The sequence below is a fragment of the Commensalibacter communis genome (assembly GCF_947179105.1).
Taxonomy (GTDB): domain Bacteria; phylum Pseudomonadota; class Alphaproteobacteria; order Acetobacterales; family Acetobacteraceae; genus Commensalibacter; species Commensalibacter communis.
Map to the genome: position 1 here is coordinate 258946 of NZ_CAMXCK010000003.1, position 22024 is coordinate 280969.

19 protein-coding genes are annotated in these 22024 nt (G+C 37.3%); 8 read left to right on the top strand and 11 right to left on the bottom strand.

What is annotated here, in order from left to right:
* Position 1: 1 nt before the first annotated feature.
* The 6 genes from PQG52_RS07845 to PQG52_RS07870 all read right to left on the bottom strand — a co-directional run bounded on the left by PQG52_RS07845 (position 2) and on the right by PQG52_RS07870 (position 6669).
* Complete coding sequence (locus tag PQG52_RS07845; RefSeq protein ID WP_271788607.1) at positions 2 to 277, bottom strand: metalloregulator ArsR/SmtB family transcription factor; 276 nt, start codon at positions 275 to 277, stop codon at positions 2 to 4.
* A gap of 96 nt (positions 278 to 373) precedes the next feature.
* The gene (locus PQG52_RS07850) at positions 374 to 2182 is read right to left on the bottom strand and encodes an ABC-F family ATP-binding cassette domain-containing protein (protein ID WP_271801439.1); all 1809 of its coding nucleotides are present in this window, start codon (positions 2180 to 2182) and stop codon (positions 374 to 376) included.
* A gap of 142 nt (positions 2183 to 2324) precedes the next feature.
* Positions 2325 to 3581 (bottom strand): hypothetical protein, encoded by a 1257-nt coding sequence (locus PQG52_RS07855; protein ID WP_271828872.1) that lies wholly within the window; start codon positions 3579 to 3581, stop codon positions 2325 to 2327.
* Between the two features lie 14 nt (positions 3582 to 3595).
* Positions 3596 to 5161, bottom strand: coding sequence for a hypothetical protein (locus PQG52_RS07860; RefSeq protein ID WP_271828873.1), 1566 nt, complete (start codon positions 5159 to 5161; stop codon positions 3596 to 3598).
* A 36-nt stretch (positions 5162 to 5197) separates the two neighbouring features.
* Positions 5198 to 5839 (bottom strand): TVP38/TMEM64 family protein, encoded by a 642-nt coding sequence (locus PQG52_RS07865; RefSeq protein ID WP_271828875.1) that lies wholly within the window; start codon positions 5837 to 5839, stop codon positions 5198 to 5200.
* Between the two features lie 83 nt (positions 5840 to 5922).
* Entirely contained in the window at positions 5923 to 6669 is a 747-nt protein-coding gene (locus PQG52_RS07870; RefSeq protein WP_271801260.1) for a glycosyltransferase family 2 protein, read from the bottom strand.
* 211 nt (positions 6670 to 6880) lie between these two features.
* Between PQG52_RS07870 and cydD the strand changes: the two genes are divergently transcribed.
* From cydD to recQ, 4 genes are all read left to right on the top strand, one after another.
* Complete coding sequence (gene cydD / locus PQG52_RS07875) at positions 6881 to 8581, top strand: thiol reductant ABC exporter subunit CydD (RefSeq protein WP_271828876.1); 1701 nt, start codon at positions 6881 to 6883, stop codon at positions 8579 to 8581.
* Position 8582: 1 nt separating this feature from the next.
* A complete protein-coding gene (gene cydC / locus PQG52_RS07880; protein ID WP_271828878.1) occupies positions 8583 to 10265 on the top strand; it encodes a thiol reductant ABC exporter subunit CydC in 1683 nt (560 codons plus the stop codon).
* Positions 10266 to 10352: 87 nt separating this feature from the next.
* Entirely contained in the window at positions 10353 to 10742 is a 390-nt protein-coding gene (locus PQG52_RS07885) for an OmpA family protein (RefSeq protein WP_271788614.1), read from the top strand.
* A 12-nt stretch (positions 10743 to 10754) separates the two neighbouring features.
* Positions 10755 to 12593, top strand: coding sequence for a DNA helicase RecQ (recQ, locus tag PQG52_RS07890; RefSeq protein ID WP_271828879.1), 1839 nt, complete (start codon positions 10755 to 10757; stop codon positions 12591 to 12593).
* Between the two features lie 55 nt (positions 12594 to 12648).
* On the opposite strand, the gene lpdA is transcribed toward recQ, so the two are convergent.
* The 5 genes from lpdA to PQG52_RS07915 form a co-directional block, all read right to left on the bottom strand.
* Complete coding sequence (lpdA, locus tag PQG52_RS07895) at positions 12649 to 14049, bottom strand: dihydrolipoyl dehydrogenase (protein WP_271828880.1); 1401 nt, start codon at positions 14047 to 14049, stop codon at positions 12649 to 12651.
* Between the two features lie 9 nt (positions 14050 to 14058).
* Positions 14059 to 15603: a 2-oxo acid dehydrogenase subunit E2 gene (locus PQG52_RS07900; protein ID WP_271828881.1), complete on the bottom strand. Its 1545-nt coding sequence runs from the start codon at positions 15601 to 15603 to the stop codon at positions 14059 to 14061.
* A 1-nt stretch (position 15604) separates the two neighbouring features.
* Complete coding sequence (locus PQG52_RS07905; protein WP_271828882.1) at positions 15605 to 16624, bottom strand: alpha-ketoacid dehydrogenase subunit beta; 1020 nt, start codon at positions 16622 to 16624, stop codon at positions 15605 to 15607.
* Positions 16625 to 16636: 12 nt separating this feature from the next.
* The gene (locus tag PQG52_RS07910) at positions 16637 to 17599 is read right to left on the bottom strand and encodes a thiamine pyrophosphate-dependent dehydrogenase E1 component subunit alpha (protein ID WP_271828883.1); all 963 of its coding nucleotides are present in this window, start codon (positions 17597 to 17599) and stop codon (positions 16637 to 16639) included.
* 330 nt (positions 17600 to 17929) lie between these two features.
* Complete coding sequence (locus tag PQG52_RS07915; RefSeq protein ID WP_271828884.1) at positions 17930 to 18829, bottom strand: SDR family oxidoreductase; 900 nt, start codon at positions 18827 to 18829, stop codon at positions 17930 to 17932.
* A 733-nt stretch (positions 18830 to 19562) separates the two neighbouring features.
* Between PQG52_RS07915 and PQG52_RS07920 the strand changes: the two genes are divergently transcribed.
* The 4 genes from PQG52_RS07920 to PQG52_RS07935 are packed head-to-tail and all read left to right on the top strand — an operon-like array spanning position 19563 to position 21545.
* Positions 19563 to 19733, top strand: coding sequence for a type I restriction-modification system subunit M N-terminal domain-containing protein (locus PQG52_RS07920; RefSeq protein WP_271828885.1), 171 nt, complete (start codon positions 19563 to 19565; stop codon positions 19731 to 19733).
* 22 nt (positions 19734 to 19755) lie between these two features.
* Positions 19756 to 20337 (top strand): hypothetical protein, encoded by a 582-nt coding sequence (locus PQG52_RS07925; RefSeq protein WP_271828887.1) that lies wholly within the window; start codon positions 19756 to 19758, stop codon positions 20335 to 20337.
* Position 20338: 1 nt separating this feature from the next.
* A complete protein-coding gene (locus PQG52_RS07930; protein ID WP_271828888.1) occupies positions 20339 to 20938 on the top strand; it encodes a type I restriction enzyme subunit R domain-containing protein in 600 nt (199 codons plus the stop codon).
* A complete protein-coding gene (locus tag PQG52_RS07935; RefSeq protein WP_271828889.1) occupies positions 20928 to 21545 on the top strand; it encodes a hypothetical protein in 618 nt (205 codons plus the stop codon). The genes PQG52_RS07930 and PQG52_RS07935 overlap by 11 nt, the downstream gene beginning before the upstream one ends.
* Positions 21546 to 22024 lie beyond the last annotated feature (479 nt).

The following is a 22024-nucleotide window of genomic DNA, read 5'->3' on the forward strand; positions in this document are numbered from 1 at the left end:
TTTATACTATGGGATGTTGCGAAAGAGTGGTTAAAATTTCTTTTGCCCAAATGGGAAGGTCTGGATTTAAACGATAATATACCCATTGACCTTGGCGTCGATCCAGCAAGATCGCATGAGTTCGCAGTAATGCTAGATGACGAGAAATCTTTGGCTGGCTAAAAGCAAGTTGTTCTGTGAATTCGCAAACGCAAATATTATTCTTGCTGATTACCATTTTTATGATTTGCAAACGGGTAGGGTCAGAAAGGCATTTGAAGAAATCTGTTTGGTTCATTGATATATCCTTTAATATTGATATATGTATATACGAATAATCATATATATTCAATGAGAAGATTGCTTTTCGATTTAAAGGCGTTTTTAAATCAGACTAACTTTGCTTCAATTCTTCTTGTAACATTTCTAACTCCAACCAACGCTCTTCCATTTGATGGTGTTCTTGATGGGCTTTAGTAAGTTGTTCTGTAAATTTATGAAAAGATTGTGAGTCTTTTTCATAAAGAACAGGATCAGCAAGTTTTTCATTTAATAATGCAATTTGCGCACCTAGTTTCTCAATTTTCTCTGGTAAATGATCCAGCTCATATTGATCTTTATAAGAAAGTTTTTGCGTCTTACTCTTGGCAGGTTTAGCGGAACCATCAGTTTTAGAGGCTGCTTTTTTAGCAATGTCAGCTTCTTTTTGATTTTGCTTGCGCAAAGCCATCATATCTGAATAGCCACCAGCATATTCCAACCATTCTCCGTTCCCACTAGCTATCAAGGTCGAAGTCGCGACACGGTCTAAGAAATCACGATCATGGCTGACGACAAGAACCGTGCCTGGATAAGAGGCGAGGAGCTCTTGTAATAAGTCAAGGGTTTCTAAATCTAAATCATTCGTCGGTTCGTCAAGGATCAATACATTCGAAGGTCTTGCCAACGCGCAGGCCAACAATAATCGAGCTTTTTCTCCGCCAGATAAAGCATGAACAGGGGTCTTGGCTTGTTCTGGGTTGAACATAAATTCCTTCATATATCCAACGACATGGCGTTTTTCATCGCCAATTTGCACATAATCGCCACTGCCGTCCGTCATCGTATCAGCCAGCGTTTTATTAGGGTCTAATAATCTACGTTGTTGGTCTAGTGTATTGACTTCTAAATTAACCCCGATTTTAATTTCACCACTATCAGGGGTTTCTAAGCCTGTCAAAAGACGCAAAAGCGTTGTTTTTCCAGCCCCATTAGGGCCAACAATTCCTAAACGGTCTCCACGTAATACCCGTAAATCAAGGTTTTTTACAATAACTTGGTCACCATAAGATTTATTAATTTGCTCTGCCACGACGACTAATTTGCCAGAAATATCCGCCTGACTGGCTTGCAAGGAGGTCATGGATGGGTTTTTAATAATGTCTTGGCGTTTTTTGCGTAAATCTGCAAGCTCTGCCATACGGCGCACATTGCGTTTCCGTCGAGCGGTTACACCATAGCGCACCCAATGTTCTTCTCTGACAATTTGGCGATTGAGTTTATGCTGTTCAACGGCTTCTTGTTCAAAGAATTCTTCTTTCCATTGTTCAAACTGAGAGAATTTTTGTTCTAATTGTCGAGTTTGCCCCCGGTCTAACCAAATAATACCATTGGCCATATTTTCTAAAAACCGTCGATCATGGCTGATGATAATCATAGCAGAGGAAAGCGATTTTAACTCAGCTTCTAACCATTCAATTGCAGGGAGGTCTAAATGGTTTGTTGGCTCATCCAATAATAACAAATCAGGCTTGGGAGCCAATGCTTTGGCCAATGCACAACGACGAGCTTCCCCACCAGATAAATTTTTAGGATTTTCAGTTCCATTTAACCCGAGCGCATCTAACAAAATCCGCGCACGATAATGATCTTCATGGTCAGGTAACACAGAACAAACATAGTCAAATGTTGTATTATATTCTGAAAGATCAGGTTCTTGTGATAAATATTGCACGGACGTGCCAGGTTGTAAAAAGATATTACCTGAATCTGCGTGCTGTTGCCCAGTAGTAATCTTTAACAAGGTTGATTTACCAGACCCATTGCGACCAACCAAACAAACACGTTCTCCAGCAGAGAGGCTGAAGCTTGCGTTATCAATTAATGGTTTTCCACCAAGGGTAAAAGAAACATCTTGGAGTAGTAAAATAGGTGTGGACATAATGAACCTCAGTGAATAAGTGGGCTAGATACTACGTTAATTATAATCTGGGGGCAATGTCATTATTTGTAGAATTATTTAATTCTTTTGAATATAACGGTGTTCGTAAATAATTTATGATTTTGACCAAATGCTCATGGCTAAGCTAATGCGTTATAGGTAGCTTTACAAACCAACCTTTGGGCCATATTTCAATCTTAATATTAGGGGTTTGTTTCCATAGTTTAACTTGTTCTCGCCAGGGGGTAACTCCATAGGAATGAGAAACAAAATAATAATAATTGTGATAATTAATAATTAACAACCAAACACTCAATAGACCACATATATATCGACCTTTTTTCGGCAGGGTATAAATAAAATATGTCAGCAAGACACACATTAATGATTGATTGATAAAAGCATAACGCTGATTAAAGTAAGGTTCAAAAAACCAGTAGCTTGGTCCAATTGCACCAAAAGTCGCAAGAGCTAAATTTAACAAATTATAACCTAGTAAATAACTTGCAAGTCTGGTATTTGGGTATTTATAAAAACAATAAACAATTGTGAGTAGAACAAAAATACTAACGCTGCATGCAAAGATAGGAATTTGTTGTGCTTTAATAAGCGATTGAAGGTACAGTAAATAAGAATTGGATAAGGAATTATTTCCAAGAAAAGGAATATATAAATCTTTTGCAAAAAAAATACTGAGAAAATCAGTCATCGAAAAATAATATTTTCGATCATGAAATGATTCATAAAAACAAGAAAATTGAATCAAATTTCCAATTAATAATATAATAAATTGTTCGAACCTCAGAAGCTCTTTGTCCAATAAACAACGTAATAAATATAACGGGAGAAGAGTGATACTCATCACTCCTGAAAGTGTTGTTAATAATAAAATATTTATTTTAAAATATCGTTGATGTCTTGAGTCGGTATCTAGGATCAAGATAATAGCAGCAGCTAATGTAAGTTGAAATTGAATATGCAGGCTTTGTAAAGATATTTCCAAAGATTCAGGTACAAAAAGCAATAAGAGTGCAAGTAGTAAGCGGATCTTAAAAGATGAAAGCCATTTATCCCTCGCTGTGAGGAGTAAATAAGTGGGTAATAGTTGAAACAATACCCCGATACCCATTGTAACGTAAGGTGCATATATCAAAGGCACACACCATCGCGCGATTAAAGTCGCAGCATTAACAGGAAGATTTAAATATCCACCGTAAGAAAAAAATAATGCTTTTAAAGGAGGCATCACCCAAGCATTTTCAAAGAAAATCTTTTCTTCAGCCCAAAAGCGACTATTCATCAATACTTCTGGGGAACGTGTTAAGTGAATAAGTGCAACAAATAACAATAACGCAAAGGTCTGAACATTTTGCTGTTTGAAATATTCTTTTATCATTGTCATTACTAAACTATTAATTACTTTTTAGGCGCAAATATTGAGTTTGAAAATTGTTCGGGGACAACTATATACCAACCGCTGCTCCATATTTTAGGACGATAATCGGAATTTTGTTTCCACTTTTGTAACTCTTGTTTCCATATATGTCCACCACCATCTTTGGCTTCTGGCAATAACTGAAAAAAATTGAAACTCCCCACGATAAGTAACCAAAGAATAACAATCTTAGTAATAATTTTTCCTGTTTTTGGTAAGCTAATGGAAAAGTAAAGGATCATGATTACAAATAATGCTTGACTTAAAAACGTGTATCTTTCTGTAAAATATGGATTAACAAGTTGAATAGTTCCCCCAATAACCCCATAAACAGCCAAAGATAAAGTTAATAAAGCAGTAATATAGAGGATAAAAGCTTTACGTGTGGATGGGTATAGAATAAAAATACTTGAAACACCACCCAAGAATATACACGTGATAACACAAGACCTAATTGATACTTGATTGATTTCTAGATGATGAAAAACATCTGCCATAATGATCATCGATGTTTCAAAATTACTGAGATAGTAAGGATGAGCAAAAAGAATGGTTTTGCCGATGACACCATAAACAACAAAGAAGATAACCAAGCATGTTGTTATATAAATGACTAACAAACTGCGTATTTTGGAGTATTTAATCGTGCAAATCAACACAATGATTAAAGATAATCCTATGATAATCAATATGGGAATAAAAAGATGGTGCGCTTGTAGTTCATAATATATTTTGACAATTACTTTAATAATAACATCATATCGATGTCCTAAAAATGGAAAGACCAAATCTCGAACATAAATAACGCTGCACAAATCAGTAAAAGAAAAATGCCCTTGGCGTGCTATTGTTGTACTATTAATATCAATATTGATTTTGATGTTATAAAGATAAAAACCAAGCTGGATGAGACTACCCAAGAATAACGCAAAGAATTGTTCTATTCGTTGATAATTTTTGTCGTTTATGAATTGAATAAGATAAATTGGGAGCAAAATAATCGGTAATAAACCACATATAGGCGCGAAAAAAAGCAACATTAGTTTAAACCAACGCTGATATTGAGCGTCCGTTTTTAAAATAGCAATAAACGCACATGCAAGTGTCAGATGGAATTGGATATGTAAACTTTGTAATGAAATTTCTGAAGATTCGGGGACGAATAAAAGTAACAAAGTTGCTAATAAACGAATATGAAAGGAACCTAACCATTCATCTTTAGCGGTTAATAACAGGTAAATTGGTAGTATTTGAAAAAATAGCCCTGTAAAAGTCGTGACATAAGGAGCATATTCAAGGGGGATATGTAAAAGCCGAGCGATTAAAGTCGCACCACTGGCACCAAGATTGATATATCCACCGTAGACCACAAATAAAGCATGTAGAGGATTCATATTATATGCGTTTACATAAAATATATTTCCTTCCTCTGCCCAAAAGCGACCCTGTATTAAAATATCAGGAGCACGTATAAATAGAAAAAAAACATATAAAAACAGTAATAAAATTGTCTGGTTATTGCGTTGTTTTAATATTTTGATAGACAAAATATGGAGCTTTCACTGTTAATAAAGAGAAAGAGCTTAGTTTTGTTTAGGAGAGGCAGGAAGTTTAAAAATTTTATTCATAATTTTCCCTAAATGCCAAACAAGTATACCTGTTCCAATAAACGCAACTGCAAGTAAAAGATGTTTAATAGAGGCAATATGCTGCGTTTGTAAAGAGCTGATCTCAGTATTGGCAATATGTCCCATCACAACATATCCAAGTAAAGCAGGAAGAGATGCCAAGGTACCTAACAAATATGAACGTAATGAAATAGAAGTTAACCCTAATGCATAGCTTGTTAATGCAAATGGCATAATGGGTGATATACGTAATAAGCACACTAATTTCCATCCTTCTAAATGCAGTAAATGGTCTAGTTTTTTCATTCTAACAGATCGCTTTAGCATTTTTTCAATATGTAATCTAAAGATTGAACGGCTGAGATAAAAAGAAATAAAAGCACCGATTAACGTAGCAACAGCGGATAAAATAAAACCTTTCCAAATACCATATAACATCCCTGAGCCAATAGCCGCGCTCGATGCGGGTAAAACTCCACAAAGTGCTATTATAATTTGGACAAATTCACTAAGAATAAGACCCTGAATTGAAGAAGTCTGTTGAATATTCTTATAAAATTCTATTAGATGATTAAAAGTGTCAGCATAATGGCTCATTATTATACCTCCACCTATCATAACAAGAATGACCAAAAGGAAAGTTAATAAGCCAATTGTTTTTGTAAAGCTGTTTTTAGACATCAGTGTTTGTTTTTTTGTCGTTTGTTTGAAACTAATCCCAATTTACTTAGACGGTACTCAACTGAAGTTTTTAACACACCTAAACCATAAATCATGCTACGCTTAAAATTAATTGACGACGCTTCTTTAAAATACTTAGTTGGGCAAGAGATTTCGCCTATGCGAAAATCGTGATAAATTGCTTGGGCCATCATCTGGTTGTCAAAGATGAAATCATCGGAATATGTTTCTAGCGGAAGAGATTCTAATACTTCTTTTGTCCATCCTCTGTATCCGGTATGATATTCTGACAGTTTATAATTTAACAAAATATTTTGAACAAAGGTTAATCCTCTGTTGGCAATATATTTATAAAGCGGCATACCGCCAGCCAAAGCTCCTTTCCCCAGAATACGAGAGGCAATTACACCATCATAATGACCAGAAACTAACATACAAACCATGGCGCTTAATAGTTTTGGACTATATTGATAGTCGGGGTGTAGCATAATAATAATATCTGCACCTCTGTCCAAAGCAGCTTTGTAGCAAGTTTTTTGATTGGCGCCATATCCTTTATTGGTCTGGTGGATAATCGTATGGATATTCAGCTGATGGGCTATTTCAACGGTTTTGTCTTTACTGGCATCATCAGTTAGAATAATATCATCGACAATATCATGAGGAATTTCATCAAAAGTTTTTTGTAAAGTCAAGGCAGCATTATACGCAGGTAATATAACAGCAATTTTTTTGTTATTTATCATGATACATCATTCTTATTTATGATCTGTGTAATATTGTTTTACATAAGAATGTTATGGTTTAAAAGAACTTAAAAATAAGATTAAATATAGTTGTTTTATTTGGGTAACAGGTAAAAAATTAATTTTACATATAAAGTTATTCGATTAATAGATAAATATGTATTTTCAATGACAAATATTCGATCTTCTTTATTGGACAAAGCGAATCTCGATGCAAAATAATAAAGCACAAATTAAAATTTGGACGAAACTACAGACAAAAACTGGAAAAAGATCTGTTTTTCCTATGGTTATTTTGGGGATATTTTCCAGTTTTATTGCAGTGGGATTGGCATGTTGTATTGCACAAATTCTAGGGATGCTATTAGTTCCCTCATTATCTCAATCGATTGGGTTTAGTCCATTCATGCTGTTAATCAGCTTTGTGATTTTATTTCTATTAAAAGGACTTATCGTTTATAGTGAAGATTTGATTGCAACAAAAATTGGATTAAAAGCACGACATCGATTACGTTCAGAGTTTGTCCAACATATCATGCAAATTGGACCTTCTATTTTATATCGCCAGTCAGGTGGCGGATTAGCGAGCTTAGTGGTCGACCAAGTAGAAGCATTGGACGGGTATTTTTCTCGATGGTTGCCTGCGTCTATTCTATGGTTTGTATCACCTTGTATTATTTTAGTTTGTATTTTCTTTGTGCAACCGTGGGCAGCATTAGTCATTGGTATTTGTGGGTTGATGGTTCCAATTGCTCAGGCAATTTTTGGAATTGGCGCTGCGGTTGCGGCTCGCCAACAATTTCTGGCAATGACCCGTTTGCAAGCACGATTTTTAGATCGTATCCAAGGGATCGCTACGATTGTCCTAGCAGGCAGGGCAGAGGACGAGGCAAAAAAAATTGCTGAATCAGCAAATGAATTACGAATAAGAACGATGAAAGTACTCCGTGTAGCATTTTTATCTTCAGCATCGATCGATTGTGCAATGATTATTGCTATTCTTTTAGTTGCGTTGATGGACGTGCAGCATTTTACCTCTGTTGGGGGTGAGCATACTATTCCCGTCGTGCATGCGTTATTTGCTTTGTTAATCATACCAGACTTTTTTGCGCCTTTACGTAGCCTTGCCCTGGCTTATCAAGATAGAGCAAAATTAGCAGGTGCAGCAGCCTCGGTGGTTGAATTGCCAGAAGTTCCAGAAAAATCAGAATCCAATCATATTTTCAACGAGAACAACTCTATTCATATCACTTTTAATAAAGTTTATTATGTTTGGGATGAGAAAAGAGGTAATGCTATTGAAAATATCAGTTTTGAAGTGGCTCCTAGTAGTACAGCAATATTAATTGGTGCTTCGGGTGCTGGTAAATCGACGATTATCAGTATGTTGCTTGGGTTTATTAAACCGACATCAGGTCAAATTTTGTTTAATGGTGTCGATCTTACAACAATTAAGCATAAATCTGTATCTGCGTTAACTGCTTGGATCGGTCAAAAACCAGTAATATTTTCAGGAACAATCAGAGAAAATATCTTATTTGCTAAACCTAATGCAACAGAAACGGAACTCAAAAAAGCAGTGCAAGGCGCAGCGATTGATCAATATCTGTCTGCTTTGCCGAATGGATTGGACACGATGATTGGTGAAGGAGGATACGGTCTTTCAGGAGGGCAAGCACAGCGAGTTGCTATCGCCAGAGCATATTTAAAAGATGCACCTTTATTATTCCTTGATGAACCTACTGCGCATCTTGATCCCGTTACAGAACAGGATATATTTACGAGTTTGATCCAGCTCTCACAAAATAGAACTGTTATTCTTGCAACCCATTCTGCATTGGGACAACGACTACAAGGCAAGCATATACAATTGGATCATGGGCGTATTATCGCTGAAACAGAGGTAGAGTAAGATGTCAGATATTCAAGATCCTTTGAGACAACAAGAAACGCCTAAAGCAGCATTTCAGCAGATTTTTATTGTTTGGAAGCCCCACATCGCTTCTTTAACCATTGGGATTATTTTCTCTTTAATCGCACTGGCTTTGGGGTTAACATTGATGAGTTCAGCGGGCGGTAAGATTGCTTTTGCAGCTATGGGAATGCTGGTGATTAGTTCAGTATTCTTAAAGTTATTAGGTGGTGGTCGCCTTCTAATGCGTTATGTCGAGCGTTTATACACACATAATGTCATGTTTAAAGCGATTGCTGATCTTAGAGTTTGGTTTTTTGCAAAACTATCCAAAGGGGCTGCAGCGGGATTAGGATTTCGTCACAGTGGTGATGTTTTATCGCGGTTAGTGTCGGATATTGAAACACTTGACGGATTATATTTGCGATTAATGCTGCCTTTTGCAGGTTCTATCCTCACGTTTCTAGTGCTTGCTTTCGTTATTGGTTCAGTTCATTTGCCATTGGCGTTTTGCATAGCGTTTTTATATATTTTGGCTGGATTTGTATGTCCGCTTGTTTCAGCTTTAATGACAAAAAAATATGGGCAGACTATTTTAAATTCCGTGGCTCAACTCAGAATAGGTGTTCTTGATTTTATTCAAGGGTTACGAGAAATCAGAGCCTTTGGGGCGGAAGATCGGATCACTGCCTTACTTGATGCTCGTGAGAAAAAACTATTTGAAAAACAATTTAAGCAAGCAAAAGTGATTGCTTTGATGAGTTTTTTATCCTTTATATCCAGCCAAGTTGCAGTTTTGCTTATTTTAGCAGCTGCCTTAGATATAGGATTTCATGGGATAGGGGCTGCACATATTGTTGTATGTCTATTTTTAACAATCACTGCTTTTGAAGTCGTCGTTCCTTTAACTAAAGCAGGTGGATTGGCTGGTCAAATTATTAACGCAGCAACGCGAGTTGTTGGGGTGAATAAGGGACATGGTTACGATGTGCCTAAAGGTAGCGAAGAAGCGCCAAAACAAACAGATATTGAACTGAACGATATCGGATTTCAATGGAATAAAGATCGTCCTTTTGTTTATCGCCACCTAAATTTAAAAATTTCTCAGGGTGAAAGAGTAGCAATTATTGGTCCATCGGGTGCTGGAAAATCAACTTTGGCTGCATTACTTTTAAAAGTAATCGCTCCACAAGAAGGTAAAATTACCCTTGGTAGCAAAGATTTAGCTGTGTTAACCGAAGAATCTGTTCGTAAAAAAATTGCTTGGTTATCTCAAAATACTCATTTATTTGATGATACGATTCGGCAAAATTTGTTGTTGAGTTATCCTCAGGCCACAGATGACGAGTTATGGCAAGCATTATCAGAAGCTGCTGTTGCTGATGTTGTCAAAGCGATGCCAGATGGATTAGATACTTGGCTGGGTGAGGGTGGAATTAAAGTGTCTGGTGGACAAGGTCGTCGTATTGCGCTGGCAAGAACTTTACTATCCAAAGCACCGATTCTGTTGCTTGATGAGCCAACAACGGGATTGGATGCAGACACTGAAATGGAGTTTTTTAAAATACTTAATCAAATTTCATCTGATCGTACAATTATTTTAATTGCTCATCGTCTTACAGGCACAGAAAAGTTAGATAAAGTATGGCGTTTATCTGACAGTTGTTTGATTTGTGAAAATTAAAAATATTTTTATATTTTTTATGTTAAAATATGAGTATGTTACAAACTAAGTTTTTTAATATTGTGCTTTGAAGTTAAGGAAAATTCAATGCGTCGTTTTTTACCAATTGTATTTGGCTCTTTGATGTTGGCAGCTTGTTCACAAACACCAACCCTAACGCCGAATAATGACAGAACTTATGTTGTTTTCTTTCCCTTTGCATCCAGCGAATTGGATGATGCTGCGATGACGACCATAGACCAAGCTGTCAGATATGCAAAAAGCTTCCCAGATAAGCAAGTTTATGTTGAGGGATATGCAGCAGTTTATGGTGATTTGTCTTTGGACGAAATGATGGCAGCTCAGCGCACTCAGGCGGTTGCACAAGAAATCGTTGCCGAAGGTGTTGACAAATCTCGCGTACATGATGCACCTCAACAACCTGAAAATAGACGCAGTCAAGTTGCTGCACGTCGTGTAGAAATCGAAGTTAAATAATAGTTTTGATTAATGAAATATCCATCTTTATTGACTGATTATGATCCAACAAAGATGGATATGACTCCAGAAACCGTTTTAAAGCACGTTTTTGGATATGATAACTTCCGGGGATTGCAACAGCAAGCGATCGACTGTGTGATGCACGGTCAAGATGTATTATTGTTAATGCCAACGGGTGGCGGCAAAAGCATTTGTTATCAAATTCCGTCCTTATGTAGATCAGGCATGGGATTGGTTATATCCCCTTTGATTGCTTTGATGGACGATCAAGTGGCTGCTTTAAGGCAGTTGGGGATTAATGCAGGCGCATTACATTCAGAGTTAGAGCCACAAGAAGCGGCTTCAATTCGCCAAGATATGCTCAACGGGTCACTCGATTTATTATATATTTCGCCCGAACGATTACTTTCTGATGAAATGTTACGATTTCTTGATAGAATTCCATTATCTTTAATCGCCATTGATGAAGCCCATTGCGTATCCGTTTGGGGGCACGAATTTCGCCCAGAATATCGATTGATGACGAATTTGTCGTCTATGTTTCCAGGAGTGCCAAGGATTGCGCTAACCGCTACTGCGGATCCCATGACGAAAGAAGATATTATTGCTTCTCTGGGCATGCCTGAGGCGACCATATTACAAGCAAGCTTCCATCGAACGAATTTATTTATCAGAGCATTACCCAAAGATGGTGAAACCAAACAGCTACTAACGATTTTACAAAAGCATAAAGATGCCGCCTCTATTATTTACTGTGGCAGCAGAAATAAAGCAGAACGTGTCGCCAATATGTTAACCGACCGTGGATTTACGGGGCTTGCCTATCATGCTGGATTGTCGGCAATTGAGAAAAGAGCCGTTCTAATGCGTTTTCGTTCGGGTGAGCCTTTAGTTGTTGTGGCAACGGTTGCATTTGGTATGGGGATTGATCGGCCTGATGTAAGGTTAGTTGTGCATTTAGACATGCCAAAAGGACCAGAGCATTATTACCAACAAATTGGCAGAGCGGGAAGGGATGGTGATCCCGCTGAAACGGTATTGCTATATGGTGGTGAAGATATTGTTAAAGCAAGATATTGGTTGGAACAATCAAATAGCGATGAAGAACAAAAGAAAATTGCCCGGTCTCGATTAAATACTATGATTGCTTTTGCTGAAACCGCAGATTGTCGCACACAGATTTTATTGCGTTGTTTTGGGGAAGAGTTAAGCGAGCCTTGTGGGCATTGTGATAATTGCAAACAACCTGTTTCATTAATGAACGGGACGGTGGCTGCTCAAAAAGTATTATCGGCAGTATATCGAACGGGTCAACGATTTGGCGCATTACATATTATTAATGTCTTAAGGGGCAAGAAAAGTGATAATATAGAAAATTATCAACATGACCAGTTGTCTTTATTTGGTATCGGTAAAGATAAACCCAATCAATTTTGGCGGGCGGTTATTCGACAATTAATGGCCAAAGATGCGTTAAGGCAAGGTGCTGAGCATTCAAATTTGTTTCTCAACCAAGATAAAGCACTTCCTTTGTTAAAAGGAAATGAACAATTATATTTGCGAGAAGATATCGTTCAATCAAGAGTTGAAAAATCAGTTTCTTATTCTCAACAAATTGATCTTACCGAAGCACAACAAAAGATATTTGACCAACTAAAAATATGGCGCTTATCCGAGGCGAGGGAACAAGAAGTTCCACCTTATATTATCTTTCATGATGCAGTTTTACGTGAAATTGCAATTACTTGCCCTGGAACTTTGGAAGAGTTAAAAATGATCAAAGGAATTGGGGACAGTAAAATTGATCGGTATGGCAAGGTTCTATTAGAATATACAATTTCTAAGTGATGTAATTTTGAAAAATGGGAGAATGAGCTCCCATTTTTTAATGATGATCTGAATGCTAGATATGAGTAGCTCTTTGCATGGCTGATAAAATAGCTTCATGCATTGTTTCTGATAAAGTCGGGTGAGGAAAGATGACTTCGGCCAAACTTTCATCGGTTGCCTCTAATGTTTTCGCAATGGAAAATCCTTGAATAAGCTCAGTCACGTCATGCCCAACCATATGCACCCCTAAAATCTCACCTGTATCTTGATGGATAATTGTTTTTACAAAACCAACAGGGTCATTCATGGCCAGTGCTTTCCCATTGGCTTGAAAAGGAAAGTTTCCGATGCGGACAGGGTAACCTTTCTCTGTGGCTTGCTGTTGGGTTAATCCAATGCTGGCGACTTGAGGGTTGGTGAAAATACATCCTGGAATGCGCGTGCGATCCAAAGGATGTGCCCCATGCACTCCAGCTATTTTTTCTACACATAGAATGGCTTCATGGCTGGCTTTATGTGCTAAACAAGGCCCACCTGCGACATCACCGATGGCGTAAATACCGACAACATTTGTTTTACACCACTCATCCGTTTTAATGAATTTCTTATCGAATTCCACTCCTAATTCTTCTAGTCCAAGTCCTTTTGAGTTGGGCGTTACCCCAATGGCAGAAAGAACGTGGTTCACCAGAATGGTTTGTCTTCCTTGCGGTGTTTGAATATCGCATTGGACTTTTCCATCAATGATAGAAGTTTTCTGTAAGGCAGATTGCGTTAAAATGGTAATGCCTTTTTGTTCAAATTGTTTTTGAACATATGCTGCAACTTCATGATCTTCTGTTGGCATGATTTGAGGGGCAATATCAATCAAGGTGACTTGAGAACCTAAATCATGATAAAGGCTCGCAAACTCGCTGCCAATTGCGCCAGAACCAACAACCAATAAAGATTCTGGTAAATGTTCAGGGATTAATGCTTCTTTGTAACTCCAAATATATCGCCCATCAATGGGTAACTGGGGCAAAGTCGTCGCTTTTGCACCTGTGGCGACGATAATATGTGGGGCGGAAAGAATTTGTATTTGTTCTTTATCATCCATCACTTCTAGTTTTTCTTTGGCAATCAATTTAGCGGTGCCTTTAAACAAAGTGATGTTATTTTTTTGTAATAGATGTCCAATGCCTGCCACTAATTGTTTTGAGACATTACGGCTATGTTGCACCAACTTTTTGATATCAAATTGAACATTATCTATTTCAAACCCAAATATAGAAGCATGTTGGATTTTTTGTGCCAATTCTGCGCCACCAATCATGGCTTTGGTTGGGATACAGCCCCAATTTAAACAAATCCCTCCCAAGTCCTTAGCTTCGATAATTGCGGTTTTCAATCCCAATTGAGCAGCACGAATGGCTCCAACATATCCACCTGGACCTGCTCCAATGACAATCAGATCAAATCGTGTTTCTTGCATGTTCTGCTCCTATGCCAAGAAAGCCATGGGATTTTCAACGAATTCTTTTAAACTGGCCAAGAATTTCGCACCTGTTGCCCCATCAATGACTCGATGATCGCAGGACATGCTTAAAGTTACCATAGGGCGAATGGTAATGACATCATCCCTGACAACAGCCCGTTTTTCCACAGCTCCTAGGGCTAAGATGGCTCCTTGAGGCGGGTTGATAATGGCTTCAAACTGTTTAATGCCAAACATACCTAAATTAGAAATACAGAAACTACCCCCTTGAAATTCGTCAGGGGATAATTTGCCCGTTTTTGCACGCGTTGCCAAATCGCGCATTGTCGTCGATATGTCAGATAATGCTCTTTTGTTCGCAGCTTTAACAATAGGGGTAATTAATCCGTTGGGAATAGCAACAGCAACAGAAATATCGGCTTGATCGAATTGTAATATTTGTTGATTCTCAACGTCATATTGCACATTAACCTCAGGTACTGCGATTAATGCGCTGGCAATCGCTTTTAGGAACATGTCATTAATTGAAATTTTGACACTGGGTAGCTTACTATTTATATCCGTACGAAGTTCCTGTAATGCACTGACATCAACATCTATTGTCAGATAGAAATGAGGAATTTCCGATTTTGCAGCCTGAAGTCGTTCAGCAATTGTTTTACGCATACCGTCCATTGGTATAGCGGTAAAGTCAAGTTTTGTGGGTTCAGGCTGTGTGGCAGCTGGTAATGAAGGAGAGGAAACAGGACGATTACGATAATAAACAGCCTCAACATCTTCTTTGCAGACACGACCACGGCTGCCTGAAGCCCTGCAATCATTAAGATTAATATTCCATTCTTCTGCCATACGCCTTGCTAGTGGCGTTGCTAGAATATGACTATCATCAGCGGTGGACTTAGCAGGCGTTTTAGCAGGTTGATTTTTAACATCAGGCCATTGACCGCCTGCGGCAATGACTGCTTTTTGAATATCGTTGATGCTGACCCGTTGCTGAGGGCCTGATCCATGGATTTTATCAAGATTAACATTGTGCTTTTGCGCCATGTTTATTGCATGAGGTGTAGCAAAGAGATTGCTATTTTCTTGATACCCTTGTAAATCGGAAGGGATTAAAAAATTATCATTTACTATCGGTTTAGTTGACGTTGGCGTGTCCAACTTGGATGTGGTTACAGTCGGTGTCGATGGTGATTTTGCTTGTTGAGGTTCGGTTGCTTTAGATACAACTTTTTGTTCTTGAGGTTCATTCTCTTTGTTAGAAGGTAAAGATTGAATAAATTGCTCAATTTCTTGATCTGAAACAGATGTGTCCGCACAAACGCCAATAATCGCACCAACCTCTAAAACCGATCCATTTTTTCCTATGATACGTCTTAATGTACCATCAAATGGCGCTTCCAAAGAATTTGCAATTTTAGTGGTTTCTATAACGCAAATTTCTTGCCCTTTTTTAAAGGAATCACCCTCTTTGATGGTCCATTGGGTAATTTTTCCCTCTTGCATCGACAGCCCCCATTTGGGGACTTCTAAGGTTTGAATATTACTCATATTATACCTCCAAAACTTTACGAACAGCAACTTCTATACGTTCAGCGCTGGGCAACCATGCTTGCTCTAGAACATTTGAAAATGGAACTGGTGTATGAGGTGGTGTTACTAGTTCAATCGGCGCTTTTAATGAATAAAATCCTTTTTGTGCAATCAGGGCGGCGACGTCATGTGCAAATCCACAGCGTGCAGCAGATTCATCAACAATGACAACTCGACCTGTAGAAGCCACAGATTCTAAAATACCTTCTTCATCTAATGGGGAAATAGTGCGCGGATCAACAACTTCGACAGAAATTCCTTCATTAGCAAGGTTATCAGCGACTTCATTGGCACGATGAACCATTAAACTCAGGGCGATGATGGTAACATCGGTACCTTGTCGCGTATAATTTGCGACACCAAAAGGAATAGTATAATCATCATCGGGAACTTCACCTGTAATATCATAAAGTAATTTATGTTCACAAAATACGACAGGATCATCATCTCTGATCGATTGAGTCAGTAAACCTTTGGCATCATAAGGACTGGAAGGAACCACGACCTTTAACCCAGGGGTAGAGGCAAAAATATGATAAGGAGATTGTGAATGTTGTGCTGCCGCCGAAAATCCTGCACCAATCATACCTCGTACAACCATTGGAGCTTTGGCTTTTCCGCCAAACATATATCGAAATTTAGCGGCTTGATTATATAACATATCATAACAAACCCCATAAAAATCCATAAACATCAAATCTGCAATTGGCCGTAATCCTGTTGCTGCGGCACCAGCGGTCATCCCAATAATGGCAGATTCAGTAATCGGGGTGTCAATAACACGTTCCGAGCCAAATTCAGTCCATAACCCTTTGGTAACGCCTAATACGCCGCCAAAACCTTCAAGTTTATTTTCTTCTGTATTTTTGGCTCCATGCCCACCACGGACGTCTTCACCAATAACCACGACGGTTGGATCACGACGCATTTCAAATTCAATGGCTTCTTTAATCGCATTTCTATAGCTTTTTTTTGACATGACATCTTCTCCTTAATAAGAAACATAAACATCAGTATATAATTGAGAAACCTCAGGGTTCTTTGCTGCACGGGCTTTTTTTACAGCATCATCGACTAACGCTTTTGAGTCTTTATCAATTTGATCGAGTTTTTCGTCACTGACTTGTCCTTTGACTTTTTGTCGGAAGATTTTCAAAGGATCTTTATGTTCTCGGATATATTCAATTTCTTCTTTAGATCTGACCAGACCAGGGTCTCCCTCAAAGTGACTATAAAAGCGATTAGTTGTCGCTTCGATAACGCTGGGACCTTTTCCTTCGCGTGCACGTTCAATGGCTTTATGTGCAGCTTCATAAACCGCAAAAAAGTCTGTACCATCCACTTTTTCAGCAGGCATTCCAAATCCAGCGGCACGTCCAGCAATATCTTTGCTGCCAACGGCATAGTCACATCCTGTGCCCTCGCCAAATCCATTATTTTCAAAGATAAAAATTACAGGTAATTGTAAAACAACAGCCATATTCATGGCTTCGAACGTCAGGCCATGGTTTGATCCACCATCCCCTGTAAAGGATAATCCTACGCCACCTGTTTTTAACGTTTTGGCGGTCAGTGCAGCACCGACTGCAAGTGGAGGTCCACCCCCAACAATTCCATTCGCGCCCAGCATCCCTTTATCTAAATCAGCGATATGCATAGAGCCACCTTTACCACGGCATAGACCTTCGTCTTTACCAAAAATCTCGGCCATCATGGCGTGTATATCGCATCCTTTGGCAATACAATGACCATGACCACGATGGGTAGAGGTAATATAATCTTTATCTGTTAAATTTTCACATACACCAACAGCAACAGCTTCTTCACCACTATATAAATGGATAAATCCAGAAATATCCCCTGTGGTGTTTTCATCATGAAGGCGCTCTTCAAATTCACGAATATCGCGCATATGTTTATAAGCATCAAGCAATTGATTTTCTGTTAATTTCATGATGTTACCTCCTTAATATGAATTGGTGATAACTTAATCATACATGAATATTATTTATCTTTTAGAACAATAAATTCAATTTATTGTTATGATATGTGGAGTTTGTAGAGATATAGGTTTGTTTGTGAAAATTGTGTAGACTTGTGTTTGCTTGATTTTCCATTGGATAATAGAAGTCAGTTTAAGTTATAAATTACGGAGGGAGAAGATAAACGGAATAGTTACCTCTGAAGTTCATTTAATAATATAAAAAAAAGTCCCTATTAATGGGACTTTTTTTATGACGCTCGATATTTAGGTTACTGAAGTAACATTTTACGAATTATAAGATTAGGGACAATGATTGCCACCTGTAACACCAAAGACTTCGGCTGTTACGTAACTGGACTCTTGAGAGGCTAAGAAAACGTATAGACTGGATAATTCTACAGGTTGACCAGCTCTACCAAGTGGTGTGTCTGTGCCGAACTCTGGAAGATCTTCTTGGAGCTGCCCTCCACAAACTTGTAAAGGTGTCCAAATGGGTCCAGGGGCTACAATATTTACTCGAATACCTTTAGGTGCTAATTCTTTGGCTAGGGCCTTACTGAAGGTTGTAATAGCTCCTTTAGTTGATGCATAATCTATCAAAATAGCACTTGGTTGGTATCCTTGGATGGAAGAAGTCGTGATAATGCTGGCCCCTTTAGGTAGATAGGATAGCGCTGCTTTTATTGTCCAAAATAAAGAAAACACGTTAATTTCATAAGTTTTACGCATTTGCTCTGTTGATATGTTCAAGATACCATCTGTGGCTTGTTGTTTACCAGCGACTAAGGCAAGAATATCCAATCCGCCAAGCTTTTGGTAAGCCTCATCAACCATTTGTTTATTGAACCCTTCGTCACTTAGATCTCCAGGTATTAAGACAGCATTCCGACCTTCAGACTTAATAATATTGGCTACTTCCTCTGCATCACTTTGTTCGGCAGGTAAATAGTTAATGGCGACATCTGCTCCTTCTCTTGCATAAGCAATAGCAGCGGCCCTTCCAATGCCTGAATCTCCTCCTGTAACTAAAGCATTACGTCCAGCTAATTTATTACTTCCTTTATAACTTGTTTCACCACAGTCAGGTATTGGCTGCATTTTGGATTGTATCGCTGGAGCTGGTTGTGATTGTTTGGAAAATTTATCATGATAGAACTCAGTCGTTGGATCTTGCATTTTGTAGATATCTTGATGTGACATGGTCTATATACCTATTAATATATGAATGGATAATACTTAATTAACATTTATGAACGCTTGCAATTTAGTCAAGGAATAGTATTGATATCATTAAGTAATATGTTGAAAATATATTTTAATCATATCTTGGATTATTTGTATATCATTATAATAATAATTACCATTATTTAATGAAATTTAACGGTAAATGTATGAGCAACTACCTTCACTGCTAATGAACTCAGATTTATAATTTATAAAAATTAGCAGTGCAGTTTTATGTTTTAGTAGTTCTATTTATCTTAGATTTATTTCGTATAATGAGAAGAAGTTGAAATTTACAAAGCCAATCAGTTAATTGATATCCTCTTCACAGACACTGGATGTTACCCACCGCAAAAAAAATATGTTTAATGGATTTGAACCACCGTAATGTTAAGAGATAATTACTCGCTTGATATAATCAAGCCTGATTGAGTGAAGCGATAAAAAAAATATCATTAAATAACAATATTTGATGATATTGGCACGGAATCTGTTTTAAATTTCGTGGAATTACTACTAAAATAATAGCAGGAAGCTAATATTCTTCGTTAATTTTAAGTCGAAAAACGTATGTAATAAACTAGTGTGGTAGAATATCATTTGTCCTTGTACGCCAATTTATTAAAAAGAAATTTTTTTAATATTGTTGAAGATAAAATAATGTATAACAACAAATAAAATATTATTTTGAAAATCGAATGCAAGTAAGATGACAACAAACACCTCTAATTTTTCACACATAGCCTCAGTTTTATGGTCTGTAGCAGATTTATTGCGTGGGGATTTTAAACAATCGCAATATGGTAGGATTATTTTACCTTTGACGCTATTGCGGCGCTTGGAATGTGTATTAGAGGAAAATAAAAAAAATGATGAGTAAGTAAATCAATGATGAGCAAGAGATGGACAGCGAAGATATTTTACAAGAGACCATTGCGGCCAGAAAAGGATCTCGTAATATCAGTTATTTTGCTTTTACGGCCACTCCAAAAGCCAAAACTGTTGAATTGTTCGGACGTAAGCCAGAGCCAGATCAACCTGCAAGTGCCGAAAATAAACCCCAGCCATTTCATGTTTATTCTATGCGTCAAGCGATTGAAGAAGGCTTTATCTTGGATGTATTGAAAAATTATACTTCTTACAAAACAGCTTATCAATTAGCACAAAAAAATCCAGATCAAGATTATGAAGTAGATAGTAAAAAGGCCAGTGCTAAAAAAAAATGGGTTAGGTTACATCCCCATAATATCTCGCAAAAAGTAGAAATTATTATTGAGCATTTTAATGCCGAGGTTAAATCGATGTTGGGTGGAGAAGCCAAAGCCATGGTTGTGACCTCTGGTCGGTTGGATGCCGTTCGTTATAAAGTTGCATTTGAAAAATATACTAAAAAACAAGGATATCACGATATTAATGCCATGGTTGCTTTTTCAGGTGAAGTGACTGATCCAGATTTTCTCCGACCATCCTTTTACCGAAAGTAACATGAATCCTAAATTGAATGGCCGAAATATGCGCAAAGCATTCGATAGCCAAGTTTATCAAGTAATGATCGTAGCAAACAAATTTCAAACAGGATTTGATCAACCTAAATTGGTTGCAATGTATGTTGATAAAAAACTGAAAGGGGTTGAATGTATTCAAACACTCTCTCGGTTAAACAGAACCTGTAATGAAAAAGGTAAAGATACAACTTTTGTTTTGGATTTTATTAATAATCCACGGGATGTGTTGGATGAATTTAAGGTTTATTACCAAACCGCAGAGTTGATGGACGTATCTGATCCAAATATCATTTATACCCTTATGGAAAGTATCACTGATGCAGGCATTTTTTATTGGGAAGAAGTAGAACGTTTTGTGGAGGCTTTTTATAATAAAAAAACAAATCAGGCTCAATCAATTAATATTTGTAAACCTGCTATTGATCGGTTCAAACAAAAATATGGTGAGGCTGCTCATAGCATCGAAGAAACACAAGGTAACTTAAAGCATATTACAAGAGATTCAGATCAGATAAATACTCAAAGATATGAAATACAACTATCAAAAGTTAAAGAGCGTAAAGATCGTCTTGATATTTAAAAAAAACGTTCTATCTTTTGGTAGATATTATGTATTTATCTCTCAGATTGTTGATTTTAACGATATAGAGTTAGAAAAACTGGCTTTTTTTACAAAATATTTATATCCATTATTGAGATTAGATAACGTTGAAGATAGTATCGATTCAAATAATATGATGATGACTCATTATCGTATTTCTAAACAAAAGCAAAAAGAAATAGATCTTACCAAGGGGAATAGCATTACTCTATACCCTGCAAAAGTTGGTGAAGGTGAAACTCCAAAAGACAGACACACTGAGTTTTTATGTGAGATCATCCAAAAAATGAATGATTTATTTGCTGGAGAAGATTTTTCAGAAAAAGATTTTTTAAATTATGCCAATGTGATTCTAGGTAAAGTAAGTGAAAATGAAAAAGCTATGGCTCAGGTAAAAAATAATACTAAAGAACAGGTAATGTTGGGGCAATTTCCTGTTGAAGTAGAAAAGGCTATAATTGAAAGTTCAAATATTCACAAAATTATTGCTTATAAAGCGCTCGCAAATAAAGAAATTGCAAAGGATATAGCAAGTATTATTTTTGATATGCTTATGCAAAGACAATTTGCGAAAATGTCAAAGTGAGATTGAAGGATAAAATAGATTACGTGAAATTGGATATTTGTACTAATGGCGGAGAGAATGCTTGCTTAGTATAATTTAAACAAAGAACAATGAACGCCCTTAGATGCTTCAAAAATTAACAATCGCTATCTCGTCAGTGATAGTGGTTTTTTATGGGGATCTAAACGAGGAAAGACAAACAATGTGGGTGTATCCATTAGTACAGTATAATGATCGACACACCATGAACAGTGATCTTCAGACGCAGTTGAAGTTGTAAAAAAAACGAATCTGATTTTATCAGATGATCAAGTTCTTGTCTTAAGAAATGTCAACAGCGGTGGAACAGAAGTTTATAAAGCAACATTGAATAATTTAGATTGTGAAGTTGCATTAATGATTATGGAGAAAGCTGTGCAAGTTATGTCCAGAACGGATCCATCTGATGGTTGTTCATTGTGGATTGATGATGGGTTTGTGCGGATTGCCTCTGGTGATCC

Bases quoted from the DNA above. Each gene is read 5' to 3' on its own strand.
- PQG52_RS07885 (WP_271788614.1), top strand. From the start codon at position 10,353: ATGCGTCGTTTTTTACCAATTGTATTTGGCTCTTTGATGTTGGCAGCT.
- PQG52_RS07870 (WP_271801260.1), bottom strand. From the start codon at position 6,669: ATGATAAATAACAAAAAAATTGCTGTTATATTACCTGCGTATAATGCT.
- PQG52_RS07900 (WP_271828881.1), bottom strand. From the start codon at position 15,603: ATGAGTAATATTCAAACCTTAGAAGTCCCCAAATGGGGGCTGTCGATG.
- PQG52_RS07905 (WP_271828882.1), bottom strand. From the start codon at position 16,624: ATGTCAAAAAAAAGCTATAGAAATGCGATTAAAGAAGCCATTGAATTT.
- PQG52_RS07855 (WP_271828872.1), bottom strand. From the start codon at position 3,581: ATGACAATGATAAAAGAATATTTCAAACAGCAAAATGTTCAGACCTTT.
- PQG52_RS07865 (WP_271828875.1), bottom strand. From the start codon at position 5,839: ATGAGCCATTATGCTGACACTTTTAATCATCTAATAGAATTTTATAAG.
- recQ (WP_271828879.1), top strand. From the start codon at position 10,755: ATGAAATATCCATCTTTATTGACTGATTATGATCCAACAAAGATGGAT.
- cydC (WP_271828878.1), top strand. From the start codon at position 8,583: ATGTCAGATATTCAAGATCCTTTGAGACAACAAGAAACGCCTAAAGCA.
- PQG52_RS07920 (WP_271828885.1), top strand. From the start codon at position 19,563: ATGACAACAAACACCTCTAATTTTTCACACATAGCCTCAGTTTTATGG.
- PQG52_RS07925 (WP_271828887.1), top strand. From the start codon at position 19,756: ATGGACAGCGAAGATATTTTACAAGAGACCATTGCGGCCAGAAAAGGA.
- PQG52_RS07910 (WP_271828883.1), bottom strand. From the start codon at position 17,599: ATGAAATTAACAGAAAATCAATTGCTTGATGCTTATAAACATATGCGC.
- lpdA (WP_271828880.1), bottom strand. From the start codon at position 14,049: ATGCAAGAAACACGATTTGATCTGATTGTCATTGGAGCAGGTCCAGGT.
- cydD (WP_271828876.1), top strand. From the start codon at position 6,881: ATGCAAAATAATAAAGCACAAATTAAAATTTGGACGAAACTACAGACA.
- PQG52_RS07930 (WP_271828888.1), top strand. From the start codon at position 20,339: ATGAATCCTAAATTGAATGGCCGAAATATGCGCAAAGCATTCGATAGC.
- PQG52_RS07845 (WP_271788607.1), bottom strand. From the start codon at position 277: ATGAACCAAACAGATTTCTTCAAATGCCTTTCTGACCCTACCCGTTTG.
- PQG52_RS07915 (WP_271828884.1), bottom strand. From the start codon at position 18,829: ATGTCACATCAAGATATCTACAAAATGCAAGATCCAACGACTGAGTTC.